Source organism: Winogradskya consettensis (assembly GCF_018332715.1).
Lineage (GTDB): Bacteria > Actinomycetota > Actinomycetes > Mycobacteriales > Micromonosporaceae > Actinoplanes > Actinoplanes consettensis.
This window is the reverse complement of record NZ_BOQP01000050.1, coordinates 119,807-133,341: the sequence shown is the minus strand read 5'-3', so window position 1 is coordinate 133,341 and position 13,535 is coordinate 119,807. Positions and strand designations below refer to the sequence as shown.

At 67.8% G+C, this 13,535-nt stretch carries 12 protein-coding genes and 3 pseudogenes; 11 read left to right on the top strand and 4 right to left on the bottom strand.

The window, feature by feature from the left end; translation table 11 throughout:
* Positions 1-29 precede the first annotated feature (29 nt).
* Both Aco04nite_RS39900 and Aco04nite_RS39895 read right to left on the bottom strand, forming a co-directional pair.
* The gene (locus Aco04nite_RS39900; protein WP_213002426.1) at positions 30-776 is read right to left on the bottom strand and encodes a GNAT family N-acetyltransferase; all 747 of its coding nucleotides are present in this window, start codon (positions 774-776) and stop codon (positions 30-32) included.
* Between the two features lie 172 nt (positions 777-948).
* Positions 949-2,571 carry a fatty acyl-AMP ligase gene (locus Aco04nite_RS39895; protein ID WP_213002425.1) on the bottom strand — a complete coding sequence of 541 codons (1,623 nt, stop codon included), beginning with the start codon at positions 2,569-2,571 and terminating at the stop codon, positions 949-951.
* A 200-nt stretch (positions 2,572-2,771) separates the two neighbouring features.
* Here Aco04nite_RS39895 and Aco04nite_RS39890 point away from each other — a divergent pair, with 200 nt between their 5' ends.
* The 5 genes and pseudogenes from Aco04nite_RS39890 to Aco04nite_RS50390 form a co-directional block, all read left to right on the top strand.
* Positions 2,772-3,149, top strand: a complete 378-nt coding sequence (locus tag Aco04nite_RS39890; protein ID WP_213002424.1) for a peptidase inhibitor family I36 protein — start codon at positions 2,772-2,774, stop codon at positions 3,147-3,149.
* Between the two features lie 212 nt (positions 3,150-3,361).
* A pseudogene (locus Aco04nite_RS39885) lies at positions 3,362-3,973 on the top strand (helix-turn-helix domain-containing protein); the annotation flags it as partial.
* Between the two features lie 52 nt (positions 3,974-4,025).
* Positions 4,026-5,260, top strand: a protein-coding gene (locus Aco04nite_RS39880) for an IS3 family transposase (RefSeq protein ID WP_438874982.1) whose coding sequence is annotated in 2 segments (ribosomal slippage) — positions 4,026-4,305 and positions 4,305-5,260 — 1,236 coding nt in all. Because the reading frame shifts where the segments join, the coding sequence is not laid out codon by codon here.
* Positions 5,261-5,290: 30 nt separating this feature from the next.
* A pseudogene (locus Aco04nite_RS39875) lies at positions 5,291-5,800 on the top strand (transposase); the annotation flags it as partial.
* Positions 5,801-5,930: 130 nt separating this feature from the next.
* Positions 5,931-6,812, top strand: a pseudogene (locus Aco04nite_RS50390) (AfsR/SARP family transcriptional regulator); the annotation flags it as partial.
* Between the two features lie 1,206 nt (positions 6,813-8,018).
* Here Aco04nite_RS50390 and Aco04nite_RS50120 read toward each other — a convergent pair.
* Positions 8,019-8,822, bottom strand: coding sequence for an RNA polymerase sigma factor (locus Aco04nite_RS50120; RefSeq protein WP_369076668.1), 804 nt, complete (start codon positions 8,820-8,822; stop codon positions 8,019-8,021).
* Here Aco04nite_RS50120 and Aco04nite_RS39865 point away from each other — a divergent pair.
* The 3 genes from Aco04nite_RS39865 to Aco04nite_RS39855 all read left to right on the top strand — a co-directional run bounded on the left by Aco04nite_RS39865 (position 8,712) and on the right by Aco04nite_RS39855 (position 10,149).
* Entirely contained in the window at positions 8,712-8,954 is a 243-nt protein-coding gene (locus tag Aco04nite_RS39865) for a hypothetical protein (protein ID WP_213002479.1), read from the top strand. The two genes, Aco04nite_RS50120 and Aco04nite_RS39865, sit on opposite strands and share 111 nt — an antisense overlap.
* Before the next feature lie 139 nt (positions 8,955-9,093).
* Positions 9,094-9,399, top strand: coding sequence for a membrane dipeptidase (locus tag Aco04nite_RS39860; protein ID WP_244876650.1), 306 nt, complete (start codon positions 9,094-9,096; stop codon positions 9,397-9,399).
* Positions 9,400-9,429: 30 nt separating this feature from the next.
* On the top strand, positions 9,430-10,149 hold the full coding sequence (locus tag Aco04nite_RS39855) for a hypothetical protein (protein ID WP_213002420.1): 720 nt from the start codon (positions 9,430-9,432) through the stop codon (positions 10,147-10,149).
* A 16-nt stretch (positions 10,150-10,165) separates the two neighbouring features.
* Here the strand turns inward: Aco04nite_RS39855 and Aco04nite_RS39850 are convergent, their stop codons facing one another.
* Positions 10,166-10,882, bottom strand: coding sequence for an SDR family oxidoreductase (locus Aco04nite_RS39850; RefSeq protein WP_213002419.1), 717 nt, complete (start codon positions 10,880-10,882; stop codon positions 10,166-10,168).
* Positions 10,883-10,998: 116 nt separating this feature from the next.
* Here Aco04nite_RS39850 and Aco04nite_RS39845 point away from each other — a divergent pair, with 116 nt between their 5' ends.
* The 3 genes from Aco04nite_RS39845 to Aco04nite_RS39835 are packed head-to-tail and all read left to right on the top strand — an operon-like array spanning position 10,999 to position 13,387.
* Positions 10,999-11,562: a hypothetical protein gene (locus tag Aco04nite_RS39845; RefSeq protein ID WP_213002418.1), complete on the top strand. Its 564-nt coding sequence runs from the start codon at positions 10,999-11,001 to the stop codon at positions 11,560-11,562.
* Positions 11,562-12,143 (top strand): RNA polymerase sigma factor, encoded by a 582-nt coding sequence (locus tag Aco04nite_RS39840; RefSeq protein WP_213002417.1) that lies wholly within the window; start codon positions 11,562-11,564, stop codon positions 12,141-12,143. The genes Aco04nite_RS39845 and Aco04nite_RS39840 overlap by 1 nt, the downstream gene beginning before the upstream one ends.
* Positions 12,143-13,387, top strand: coding sequence for a hypothetical protein (locus Aco04nite_RS39835; protein WP_213002416.1), 1,245 nt, complete (start codon positions 12,143-12,145; stop codon positions 13,385-13,387). The genes Aco04nite_RS39840 and Aco04nite_RS39835 overlap by 1 nt, the downstream gene beginning before the upstream one ends.
* Positions 13,388-13,535: the final 148 nt, after the last annotated feature.

Here is a 13,535-nt window from a genome sequence, read left to right as displayed (position 1 = left end):
CTTCGAACCCATTGTGAGCACTCGCCGGATCACTCGGGCAGCTGGTAGAAATCGTAATGGGCCACGGTCCGGAAGCCGATCTTCTCGTAGACCGCGAGCCCGGCACCGCTGGACTGGAGGGTGGCGAAGTGCCGGCCGGTTTTGCGGATGATCCGCAACGCCTCCAAGGTCAGCGCGGTCGCGATACCGCGCCGGCGATAGTCGGGATCAGTGGTGATGGTGTAGAGGCCGCCGACGTCTGCGGTGCCGAGGGACAGCGTGCACGTACCCACGGTCCTGCCGTCGACGACGCCCGCGAGACGCACCATGTCGGGGTAGAAGTTCAGCTCCCGCTCGACGACGATGCCGAGGTTGCCGGTGACGCCGAGCGGCCCGGCCCATGCCTCGACATAGCGCTGGATCTCGGCCGGTTCTGCGGCGGCGCGGATGCTCAGGCCTTTGGGGACCACCGGCTCGGCAACCGTGGTGACGTCCACTGCCATGATCGGCGTGTGGCCGACCTGCTCGGCGCCATGGGAAAGCAGGCGCTCAGCCGTACCTTCGTCGCTGTCCCGCTGCACCCACCAGCTCCAGGCGGAACCGGTCAGCCGGTTCTTGGCCTCCTCGATCGCGTCCCCGATCGGCAGGTTGCGGACACGGAGGACCCCGTTCAGCAGGGGATGCGGGATGTCGGTTCGATAGATCGGCAGATCGTCATCCGGTGCGGCGCCGGCCCAGCCGCACCAGTAGCGGCGGTTGGCGGCAAGTTGTGGCTCCAGGTCGCGTATGGAGTTCATCGTCATACCCTCAAGAGTCGCTGGGACCGGAGAAAGTTCGATCGTCCGGATCGGTAGTTCGCCGGCTCCACGGCGGCCCGGTTGACCGCGCGCCCGCGGCCTAGCCGAGATTTCCCGGAAGGGGCCGGCCGTGCCGGATGGCAGCGGCGCGGCCCCTGCTGACGCGGCAGGGTCAGAGCTTCGTGCGGGCCTGGGTGCGGCGTACCTTGCCGCTGGTTGTCACCGGGATGGCTCCGGTCGCTACGAACTCGATCCGGGCGATCTCGACGTCGTGCTCCACCCGGACTGCTTCACGAATCGCCACTTCGATGAACACCCGTTGCTCGGGGTCGAGGGGAAGGGGCAACCGGATCTCGGCGAGTACGGCGAGCCGATCACCGCCGGCGCCGTAGGGGACGACCGCGCAGCGGCGGCCGTTCAGGGCCGGGGTGCTGCGCTCGATGGTGAACTCGATGTCCTCGGGTTGCAGACAGCGGCCGTTCTGCTCGATCACGTCGGCGGCACGCCCGATCACGAACAGCTCGTCCCGGTACAGGAAACCGAGGTCGCCCGTCCGTACATAAGGCCGGTCGTCGAATCCCGCGATCCGTGCCCCGAACGTGTCCGCCGAGCGCTCATCGCGCCAGTAGCCACCGGACAGATTCGGGCCGTGCAACCAGATCTCACCGATGCAGCCGGGGGTACGCTCGACGCCGGTTGACGGGTCGACGATCCGCGCACTGAGTCCTTCGACGCGGCGGCCACAACCGACCAGCAGCGGCCCCGCCACCGGGTTCTCGACGGCTGTCCCCGTCTGCAGGGCCCGCCGGTCGAAGCGCACCGTGCTGGGCGGGCCACCGTTGCGTACTCCGCTGACGAGCACGGTGGCCTCGGCCAGGCCGTAGGTCGGTGCCATGGCCTCCACGGGGAAACCGGCGGCCGCGAAGTGCCCGGCGAACCGGTCCACGGTTTCGGCGCGTACCGGCTCGGCCGCGTTGAGGACGACCGCCAGTGAGCTGAGGTCGAGCTCGGCGACCTTCGCCGCGGGCACGCGGCGGGTGCACATGTCGAAGGCGAAGTTCGGCGCTGCGGTGAACTGGCCCCGGACCTCGCTGATGGTCCGCAGCCACACCCCCGGGTCCTTGAGGAACGACAGCGGCGGGATGATCGTTGCCGTGCCGCCCTGCCATGCGGCGAACAACAGGAACGCCAGCCCCATGTCGTGGAAGTGGGGCAGCCAGCTGACCACCTGTGAGACCTCGACATCCGGTGAGAAGGCACGTACGAGGTCCGCCGCCATCCGCATGTTGTGCAGATAGTTCCGGTGGGTGATCACCACGCCTTTCGGCGTGCCGGTCGAGCCCGAGGTGTACTGCAGCAGTGCGACATCGTGGCCGGCCCGCCCGGGGGAGTGCGTCAAACCGAGCGCCATCGCCCGCCCGACGGTCAGGCCGCGGTCACCCAGGCGTTCCACATGGTCTTCGATGGTCACGATCATCGTGGGTTCGGCGTGTTGAACGGCTTTCTCCCCGGCCCGCCCTGGTGGCACCGGCACCGCCACGGTGCCCGCATACCAGCAGCCGAACAGCGCTGGGAGAAAATCGGCGTCAGTCGGGAACTGCAAGGCGACGCGGTCGCCCGGTTCGCTGCACTTCGCGAGCACGCCGGCCACCGAGCTCGCGCGCTCGTCAACCTCACTCCAGGTCAGCCCCGGTTGCCCGGCCACCCGCACGGCGATCCGGTCAGGGTGCTCGCCTGCATTGCGCCGCAGCAGCTGCACGAGATCCGCTGGATTCTGAAACTCCTTGTCGGTCATTACGACCACGATAGGTTCGGGAGCTGGACAGCGACTTGATCAAATATGCATTCGCGGGCCGACCGGATCGTTACTTAAAAATGCTCACTCATCGCCAGGCGCAGGAGCGGGCGCAGCCATGAAGTTCTTGTCCACGCGGGGTCAAGTTGCCTTGTTTACCGTTCCTTGAACGTACGTAGGTGACAAGGAAGGAATGAACCATGAGGATGAAACCAGTTATCGCGGCGGCGGTCGCTGCTGTGGGTGTGATTGCCGGGATGTTCGCCGTACCGGTGGCGGCCAGTGCGGCGACGTGCACGGCAGGGAAATTCTGTGTCTGGATGGACAACGACTACCTCGGGCCGACCAAGGCCATCGCCAATACGCAGGTCCCCAGCTTCGACTCGACTTGGAAATTCAGTGATGGCTCGTTCATCAACGATAATATCTCGTCGTTCTACAACAACACCGGACACGACATCGTCGTATGTGCTGACGTGAACTACAAGGGCGCGAAGGGTGTCATCAGGGCCGGCATGTCCTACGCAAGTATCGGTGAGTTCAACGACACTATTACGTCGTTCACGTCGGCTGGGTAGGACAGCGCGAGTTCATTCATAGAACAGGCTGATCGAGGTGATCACCGTCCGGATCGAGGCCCGGCCGGACGGTGATCATCAGGGGTGGGAAGGACGACCCACCCGTCGTCGGCGAAGCCAGGCTAGTGCCCTGACCACAAACGTTGGCCGGGTTGGGTGACACACCGGGCCGGGTCCGCCTCGCGGACCCGGTATCGGTCGAGGCTGTGCGGGTGGCAGAACCCGTTCGAGTGCGCCGATTAAGTGATCAAGAAGGTCAGAAGCTACAACGACTCGTGCGTCGTGGTACCGGTTCGACAGTGCGGTTGCGTCGGGCGATGGTCGTGCTGGCCTCCGCCGGCGGCAACACCGTGCCGGTCATCGCTCGGCTGGTCCAGGCCGACGAAGACTCCGTCCGCGGTGTCATCCACCGGTTCAACGAGATGGGGATGCCCAGCCTGGACCCTCAGTGGGCGGGTGGCCGTCCCCGCCAGATCAGTCCTGACGACGAGCAGTTCATCGTCACGACGGCCAACACCCGCCCTACCGCACTCGGCCGGCCGTTCACCCGCTGGAGCATCCGCAAACTCGCCGACCACCTCGCCGCCAACCCCACCCGGACAGTGCTGGTCGGCCGCGAACGGCTACGCCAGTTGCTGCGCAAACACGAGATCACCTTCCAGCGAACCAAGACCTGGAAGGAGTCGAACGACCCGCAACGGGAAGCGAAACTCTCCCGTATCGAGCACGTCACCACTCACTTCCCGCAGCGGGTCTTCGCGTTCGACGAGTTCGGACCTTTGACGATCCGCCCGCAGGCCGGATCCGGCTGGCAGCCGAAGAACTGTCTCGCCCCGGGTTTGATGGAGACATCGAAACCTGGGAGAAGATTTAGCTATGCCGGCACCGAAGAAGTACCCCGATGAGTTGCGTGAGCGTGCGACCCGGTTGGCGGTCGAGGCCCGCCGGGACCCGGCGTCTGCGGTCGGGGCGATCCGCAGGGTCGCCGATCAACTCGGGATCCATCCAGAAGCGTTGCGGGGCTGGGTGAAGAAGGCCGAAGTCGACGCCGGGGACCGGCCGGGCACGACCAGCAGCGACGCGGAACACCTGGCCGTCCTTGAACGGGAGAATCGTGAGCTGCGCCGGGCGAATCAGATCCTGAAGTCCGCGGCGTCTTTCTTCGCGGCGGAGCTGGACCGTCCGTCGCGATGAAGGTCGCCTTCGTCGACTCCCAGAAGGCCGAACACGGTGTCCAGCCGGTCCTGCAGGCGCTTGAACACACGCCGGCGCAGATCGCACCGTCGACCTACTACGCCACGAAAACCCGCCCCGCCTCGGCCCGATCACGACGCGACGAACAGCTGACCGCGACGATCGAGCAGATCCACGAGGACAACTACAGCGTCTACGGCGCCCGCAAGGTCTGGCACGAGCTGCACCGCCAAGGCGCGCCGGCGGCCCGGTGCACCGTCGAACGGCTCATGCGCGCAGCCGGGTTACGCGGGCTGCTACGGGACAGATCACCGCGCACGACCCGGCCCGCGCCGGAGACCGGACGACCTCATGACCTGGTCAAACGTGACTTCACCGCAGAGCATCCGAACCAGTTGTGGGTCGCCGATCTGACCTACGTGCGCACGAGCGTGGGCTGGGTCTATGCCGCGTTCGTGCTCGACGTGTACTCCCGGTTAATCGTCGGCTGGCAAGTCGCCACCAGCCTCTACACGGATCTGGCACTCGACGCGTTGAAGATGGCTATCTGGCGCCGCCAGAACCAGGGCGCTGACCTGCGGAAACTAGTCCATCATTCCGATCGGGGAGTCCAATATCGAGCGATTCGCTACAGCCAGCGCCTCGCCGAGGCCGGCGCGGTCGCCTCGGTCGGTTCGAAGGGCGACTCGTTCGACAACGCGATGGCGGAGGCGTTCAACTCCCTTTACAAGGCCGAACTCGTCCGTAATAAGGGTCCCTGGCGCGGTCTCGACGACCTCGAGATGGCCACCGTCGAGTACATCGACTGGTACAACAACCGCCGCCTGCACGGCGAACTCGGACATGTCCCACCCGCCGAACACGAAGCACTACACGCGATGACCCACCCGGTCACCGCAACCCTGGAAACCAGCTAACCAACTCTCCATCAAACCCGGGGCTTGACAAACCATCCCGACCGGCTGCCCGCGAACTACCACAAGCTGCACGGCGTCCGGCAGTTCCACGGCTGCTACTCGTTCGGCGACGACACCCTGTGGGGCGTCGTCCACCAGCAGAAATCGGCCGCGAACAGCCTCGCCGCGTTGAAATCAATCCGGGCGAAGCGGCCGGACGGCGCGCCGATCTACGTCATCCTCGACAACTTGTCCGCCCATAAGGGCACCGCGATCAGGCAATGGGCGGTCCGGAACAAAGTCGAGCTGTGTTTCACACCGACCTACGCATCCTGGGCCAACCCGATCGAGGCCCACTTCGGGCCGCTACGCACCTTCGTCATCGCCGGATCCGACCACCAAAACCATGTCGCCCTCGGCCGCCACCTGCATCAATACCTGCGCTGGCGCAACGCCAACGCCCGCCACCCCGACGTCCTGGCAGCCCAACGCCGCGAACGCGCACGCGTCCGCAGCGAACGACAACAACGCTGGGGCGGCCAAACCGCGCAAGCCGCCTAACCAACCCGGCCAACGTTTGTGGTCACGGCACTAGCGGGGGTGGAGAAAACTTCGCGTAGATGATCGAACTTCTCCGTCATGAGCGGCATCCACCTGTCGGAACCAGGTGGCACCGGGGGTGGTGCGCACGATGACGGGGGTGTGGATGAACGGGCGAACGGGTGTAGCGGAAAGGTCCGGTCGCGTTGCTGTCACCGGTTTGAAGCACTCGACCGGTAGCACGGATGGGAGGTCACGGGGGAGGACCCGGCCAGTGATCCATCCGGATCCGGTGAAGGCGGAGGCGTTGCGCCTGACGGTTCTGGGCCCGCTGCGGATCTGGCGCGGCGATGTCGAACTGGAGGCGGGTCCACGGCAGCAACGGTGCCTGCTGGCGTTGCTACTTGCTCGGGTTGGTTCTCCGACCAGCACGGCCGCTCTCGTCGACCTGATGTGGGGCCACGATGCTCCGGTCAGCGCGGTCAACATCATCCATAAGTACGTCGGGGCGCTGCGACGGCTGCTCGAGCCCGGGCTGGTGCCGAGGTCCTCCGGGTCGTACATCCTGAAGCACGGTAACGGTTACCTGCTCTCGGCCGGCGAGGATGTTCTCGATCTGCCGGCTTTCCGTGAGCTCGTTGCCTCGGCGAGGGAGGCTTCCGGGACCGGCCGCGACGAGGAGGCGCTCGACTCCTACCTCGACGCGCTGCGGATGTGGCGTGGACCGGTGGGTGAGGCGCTGGCCGACGGTTCGGCGGCGGCGACCTTCGCGGCCGTTGACCACGAATTCCTCGACGCCGTCGTCGACGCCGCCAGGATCGCCACGGGGCTGGGGCGTGCCGCCGACATGCTCGCGCCGCTGCGACTGGCGGTCAGGATGAGCCCTCTGAACGAATTGGTGCACGCCGGACTCATCACTGTGCTCGCCGCTTCGGGACACCAGGCCGAGGCGCTTGCTCTGCACCAGGTCATCCGGGAGCGCCTTGCCGAAGAACTCGGGATCGACCCGGGCAGCGATCTGCAGAAGGCGTACCACGGCGTTCTCACCCAGAGCGTGTGGCTCGACAGCGATTCCACAGCAGCACAGGTCCCACCCGCACCGCAGCTTCACAGGCCTGGCATGCACGTCCGTCCGGCCCAGCTGCCGCCGGATCAGCCGCTCTTCACCGGCCGTACCGGGGAGATGGCTGTCCTGACCCAGATGATGGAGGGGACGCATGAGCAGCGGCGGACCAGCCCGCTGGTGGTGGCGATGGACGGTATGGGTGGGGTGGGCAAGACAGCCCTGGCGGTGCATTTTGCGCATCGGGTCGCCGACGGTTTCACCGACGGTCAGCTCTATCTCGATCTGCGGGGTGACCGGAACGAGGACGAAAGCCTCTCGGCCGGTGACGCCCTGGCAGCCATGCTCTACGCGCTCGGTGTTGCCGTCTCCGAGATTCCGGACACCTTCGACGAGCGGGCCGGCACCTTCAGGAGTCTGACCGCGGGTAAACGGATCCTGATTCTGCTGGACAACGTCCGGAACGCCGCTCAGGTCCGCTCGCTGGTGCCGAACTCCGCCGGCAGTCTGGTGCTGGTGACCAGCCGATCTCCGCTGCTCGGCCTGGCGGCGTTCGACGGCGCCCATCTGCTGCGCGTTGACGTGCCCGAACTCGGCGCCGCCCGGGCGTTGTTCAACCGCCGGCTCGCCGGCCGGGTTGATGACTCGGCGACGCCGGAGATGGTGGACGATGTCATCGAGCTGTGCGGCCGGTTGCCTCTCGCCCTGGCGGTTCTGGCCGCTCGCCTCACAGCGCGGCCGGTTGTTTCGCTGGACACCGTGCATGCCCAGTTGTGTGAGGGTGGCGACCGGCTCGACGCGTTGTCCGGCGGCGGGGACGTGTGCGATCCCCGATCGGCTTTTTCGTCGTCGTACCGGCGGCTGAGCGAGGAATCCGCGCGGCTGTTCCGATTGATGTCGGCGGGGATGGGCCCGGATCTGACAGCCGAGGCATGCGTCAGCCTTGCCGACAGGGCCGCGCCGGCCGTTCACGCGGCGCTGTCCGAGCTCACCGCAGCAGCGCTGATCACCGAGGAGGATGGCGGCCGCTATTCGACACACATCCTGGTCCGGACGTACGCCGAAGAACTGCTCATCGTGACCGAGACGCCGGTCGAGCGCGCGGCGGCGGTCAACCGGATGCTTCAGCACCAGACTGCCGCCACAACGCGAGGACGGGAACTGGTTGGAGGACCTTCATTGCGCGTAACTGAAGCGACACTCCGCTACCCGGCCCTGCTTCTCGCGCAGCAGCCAGACGGCCGATGGGGGGCATTGTCGCGGCGTATCCGGCGGACAGACGAACTCCGCTGTCCAGATCGTGGTTCCCGGCGCGGCGACCACGTCGTTCAGCTTGTACGTCACGCCACGTTCGTAGTCGCGGCGGAACACCTCGAACAGCCGGTCAAAACCTACCGTCCGTTCGCCACCCGGCCAGAACCAGACAAGATCGTCCGCCCATCGCCGGTGGGCCGCGGCCAGTGGCGCGAGCCGGCGGGGTGCCGCGAGGATCTCCGCTGCTTCCTCCCGGCGGTTGAGAGTCAGCGCCTCGGTATCGCTGTGTGGCTCGCCGGTCGCCTGCGGGAGTGAGGCGGCGAGTTGGCGGCGCGCTTCGCTGAGGCGGCTGCGTACGGTACCGACAGGTGTTCCACAGGCGGTGGCGATTTCCTCGTACGAACTCCGGTCGGTGAAGTACCGCAGCATCGCCACCAGCTGGGTGGCGGGGGTCAGCTGCCCCATGGCGTGCCACACCCAGTCTCTGTTCGCGTTACGGTCGATGACGGCTTCCGGGTTTTCGGCTTCCGGCGCGACCAGATCCTGCCCGGCCAGCCCGACCGGCACCGGGCGACGGGCCCGCAACAGCATCTTGCAGCTGTTGCGCACGATGCTGTGGAGCCACGCACGGGCAGCTTCCGGGTCACGCAGGTCGCCGATGCGGACCATCGCGATGATCGCCGCGTCCTGGCAGGCGTCCTCGGCGTCGGGCGCGCCGCCGAGCAACCGGATCGCAACTCCGCGCATCCCCGCGTAGTGCCGGGCGTAGAGGGCCGCGAAGCTCTCCAACTCACCCCGTTGAGCGGCCCGGACCAACTCGGCGTCGTCGGGCAGTGCGCCGAAGGACTGCGTACGTAGCAACATGGAGACCCAGGCTACCGCCACATCGGTGAACGAACTCTTGATCGCTTCGAGGATCCGCCATCACACGCTGCATGCTCTGAACGGCAGCGTCAAGCGTCGCTGGCGGCGTGCCGGTGAGCGTCGAGGTAGCGGGGTGCCGCTGAAAGCGTCCGTCGCCCAGGTCGCCGATCATGTGGAACACATCCGGTCCGTGGCCGGGTTGGAGCACATCGGCCTCGGCGGCGACCACGACGGCTGTGACCGGATGCCGATCGGGCTTGAGAACGTCGCCGGATACCCGCGGCTCCCCGACGAACTGGCGGCACGCGGCTGGACCCAGGCCGATCTCGAGAAGCTGACCGGCCGCAACATTCTGCGCGTGCTACGACTCGCCGAGGAGGCCGCCGCCGAACCGCTCTGGCCCCGTACCCTGATCGCACGTCAGAGGGAACCTCAGTAACCGCCGGCACCCGCCGGCCGATGGACCGGGGTGAGCTCGCAACCGATCGCTCGTTCGCGGCACCTGCTGGCCGGCGTCGCCGTCGTGGCCGACGTGACCGCAGTGGTCACCCTCTTCGCCCTGGATTCCCTGACGCTGATCACCGTGACCGCTGCACTGTTGCTGCTCACCGGCGCCTACCTGCTGGTGCGAGGCTGGGATGAGAACTTCGGGCGCCGGCTCCTGATAGGCATCGCCGGAACCGTCCTGGGCGCGTCAACGCTCACCGCCGTGCTCGTTCCGAAGATCACCGCATCGGGCGAGCCATCATCGGCCGCAACGCCCTCGATATCCGCGGCCTCCACGCCAACCGCATCGACGAAACCTGCCGGCGAACCGGCGATCGAGGTCAAACTCGAGGAAAGCAGGGGAATCGACCTCGAAACCGACCGCCCCACGGTCATCACCACCGACGGCGCGAACGGTGCCGTCGACCTTTTCCTGGCAGCCGGGATCGTCGTCCCCGAATTGCATGCCAACAACAGCGACTTCGCTTTCGTCGACACCAACGAGAAGGAAGCGCGCAACCGCTGCACGGGCCTGATGGACCAGTTGTACGAGACGATCAACGGCGTGACGGTGCTGTACGCCGACGCCGTGTCCCCAGGCGACCAGTTCTGCTTCTACACGTCGCAGCGCGAGGTCGCGTGGGCCCGTGTGAACGACACCAACGGCCGGCGCATCGTCCTCAACGTCAAACTCTGGCGGTAGGTGGGCAGGCGAGCGGTCAGCGCTGGGCTGCCGGCCGGACGATGATCTCGTTGACGTCGACGCCGGCGGGTTCGCCGACCGCGTACGAGATGGCGCGTGCGATAGCGTCCGCTGGGATCGAGTTGGCGCGGTAGACCCGCATCTCGTCGCGGGCCACCGGGTCGCTGATCGACTCGGCGAGCTCGGACTCGACGACGCCCGGGGTCACCGTGGTGACGCGGATGGCCGGGTCGAGTTCCTGGCGCAGGCCCTCGGTGATCGCCCAGGCGGCGTACTTGGTGGCGCAATAGACCGCGGCAGTGGGGGAGACCTGGTGCGCGCCGATGGAGGCGACAGTCACGAAATGACCTGTGCCCTGCTGCTGGAAGTGGGGCAGGGCTGCGGCGATACCGTGCAGCAGGCCGCGGACGTTGACGTCGATCATGCGGTCCCATTCGTCGACCAGGAGGGCATCGAGGCGGGACAGCGGCATCACGCCGGCGTTGTTGATCAGCACGTCGATGCGGCCGTGGGTGCGTACGGCGGTGTCGACGAACCGCGCCATGTCCGCGCGGTCAGTGACGTCGAGCCGGTCGACGTACACGTCACCGCCCTCGGCGCGGATGGCCTCGAGCCGGTCGGTGCGCCGCGCGCCGAGCACGACGGTGTGTCCCTCGGCCGCGAGGCGCCGCGCGGTGGCCGCCCCGATGCCGCTGCTGGCGCCGGTGATCAGAATGGTCTTGGAATCGGTCATGTCTCCACCCTGGGCCGCGGCCGGTGCGGCAACCAGGGTGAACCGCACCCAGGGTGAGGCGCATAGCTCGGGTCAGGTCAGGTGTCACCGGTCCAGCATCGGTTCGGGGCGCCGGGTTGGACATGGCGTGTCGATGCCCGCGTCCGGCGACGGGGGCGGGCATCGGATCGGGTGGATCAGTTCTTAGGAAGTCGCTGCATAACATCTGTCTACTGGCCGCCTTCCGCGCTGCCGCCATCCTCGCCGCATGGGGACTGCTCTATCTGCTCGTCGGCATCGCCTGGTGGCCGGCGGCCCAGATCGGCGTATCGGTCACCCTGACCGCGTGGTGGCGGATGCGCCGCGACGTCGCGGCGCTCGCCGACCTGGCCCACGCCGCGGTGGACCTCTACGGCAGCTCGCCCGCGCGCTCGGCCTGGCCGGTGAGTGCGACGAACTCACCACGGAGCTCGGCGCGCGCATCACGGCCCGCCTGCGCAAAGGCGGCTGACGGATCTTGGCGAAGGGTGAGCACGGTGCTGACCGACGCGGCCGGTCCTGATGGCCATGGCGTAGCGCGCTCGAGCGCGATGGGCCCGCTCTCGGAAGCCGGCGCGGGCATAAGGCGTCTCCATGGTGTGGTCCAGGTCACTGTTCATGATTGGCGACGGGAGGGGCCGGGCGGCAACAAGGGGGTGTGATGTCCGAACAAGGCGCGCCGCCCGCCGCCGACCAGACGCCGAACGATGCGACGTTGCGCGACGCTGTCCTAGCCGGAGATCGGACTGCCTTCACCGAGTTGTACGAGCAGCACAGCGAGAGGGTGTGGAACTACGCGTACCGGCTGACCGGCTCGTGGACCGAGGCTGACGAACTGCTCTCCGTCGTCTTCCTCACCGCGTGGCGGCGTCGGCAGGATCTGCGGCTGGTGAGCGGCAGTGCCCTGCCCTGGCTCTACGTCGTCACCGGCAATGTCTGCCGCAGCGAACGCCGCCGGGTGGCGCGATTCGTCAAGGCCCTGCCCCGGCTGCTCGGCAGGGAAGCGTCCGACCACGCCGAGCGGGTGGTGGAACGGGACGCCGCGGCCGCCCGTCTGGTCCGGGTGCTCGCCGCCGTCGACCAATTGCCCCGCGCGCTGCGGGAGGCCGTCCAGTTGTGTCTGCTCGGTGGCACCTCGGCCGAGGACGCCGCCCAGATCCTGGGGATCACCGTCCACAGCGTCCAGTCCCGGCTCAGCCGGGCCCGCGCGCGTCTACACCGAAGCGTTCCGGAGGAACAGTGATGTTCGACCTCAACGACCTTCCCCCGCCGCGCAAGCTGCCCCTGGGTGTCCGGGCCGAGGCCCGCCGGCGGCTGGCCGTGGGCATCAGCGACCGGCCCGCCCGCCCTGCCCGTACGGGCATGGTCGTCGCCGTGGCGGCGGCCGCGGTTGCCGTCACGGCGGTGGGCATCCCGATGCTGACGGGCGCCTCGCCCGGTCCCGGTCCGGGCGGCGGCCCTGTGCCCAGCAGCCACCCGGTCGAACAGGACGCGCCCGAGTCGCCTTCCGCCCCGGCGCCGCGGTACGACCAGCGCGACAGCGCGACCGCCGAGGACACGGAGCGCTGCGCGGCGGACGGCTGGAAGCCGCTGTTCACCTCGTCGTCCGGCGGCGTCACCCTGGTCACTCTGCGCTCCGGCGACAAGCTGAGATTCTGCGAGCTGACCCCGGAGACGGCGGCGCTGTCCGCCCCGGCCGGTCGGCCCGCGTCCGGCGCGCGCGTCACCTATGTGTCGGCCAACGGCACCGTCGCGGGCGTTGTCGCCGACGGCGAGAAGTACCTGTCCGTCAAGGACCCGAAGATGACCACCGACGCGTACGGCTCCGAGATCCCGGCAGAGATCCGCGACGGCGCGTTCGTCATCCCCAACGGTGTGACGGCGCGACCGCCCGAGCTGGAGTTGCTGCTAGGCATGAACCCCACTGCTGGGAAGTCCGGAACGCTTCCCGCCGTGGTGGCCCCCCGCAAGGACCGCCCGCAGCCGACGCGGACCGGCCTCACCTCGTGCGGGGCCGAGGCCGGCAGCCCGCCGCTGGTCGACGCGCACGCCTGGCAGGCCGCCGCCCCCGTCACGCTCACCGCCACTGAGCGCGTGCAGACCGCCCGGTACGCCGGACTGCTCGCGTTCTGCCTGGTCGACGACGAGCAGGGCACCGCCCGGTTGCTGGTGACCGACGGGCGCACCCCGGTCTCGCCGGCGGCGCGTGAGGCCGGCCCCAACCCGTACGTGATCACCTCTGGCGCCTTCTACCACTTCGTGACCGACGAGCAGGGTCAGCGGGGCAGCAGCACGGAGCTGATCTGCGGCCTGGTCCTCGACGACCGCGTGGACCGCGTCACCCTGCAGGGCGGCGACCAGCCGATCTCCGCCGCGGTCACCGACGGAATGTTCGTCCTGCCGGGAATCACCGGCCCACACCGATACGTCCTCACCCTGACATCGTCGGACGGCGCCACTGTCGCCACCGTCGCGATCGGAGGGTGAGAAGCATCTGAGAAAGCTCTACCAGCACCGGCACCATCGACCAAGCCACGCGGTTCACGCAGAACGACCTCCGGGCCGCCGGGGAGCGCTGTGCTCGTGGCGGTCGACCACGTCGTCGCGGACTCGGACCTCGCTTGCTGGTCCGCGG

What these genes read in the sequence shown, in the direction of transcription:
- Aco04nite_RS39840 (WP_213002417.1), top strand. Translation starts at nt 11,562, where the DNA reads ATGTCCGAACAAGGCGCGCCGCCCGCCGCCGACCAGACGCCGAACGAT.
- Aco04nite_RS39835 (WP_213002416.1), top strand. Translation starts at nt 12,143, where the DNA reads ATGTTCGACCTCAACGACCTTCCCCCGCCGCGCAAGCTGCCCCTGGGT.
- Aco04nite_RS39890 (WP_213002424.1), top strand. Translation starts at nt 2,772, where the DNA reads ATGAGGATGAAACCAGTTATCGCGGCGGCGGTCGCTGCTGTGGGTGTG.
- Aco04nite_RS39850 (WP_213002419.1), bottom strand. Translation starts at nt 10,882, where the DNA reads ATGACCGATTCCAAGACCATTCTGATCACCGGCGCCAGCAGCGGCATC.
- Aco04nite_RS39895 (WP_213002425.1), bottom strand. Translation starts at nt 2,571, where the DNA reads ATGACCGACAAGGAGTTTCAGAATCCAGCGGATCTCGTGCAGCTGCTG.
- Aco04nite_RS39900 (WP_213002426.1), bottom strand. Translation starts at nt 776, where the DNA reads ATGAACTCCATACGCGACCTGGAGCCACAACTTGCCGCCAACCGCCGC.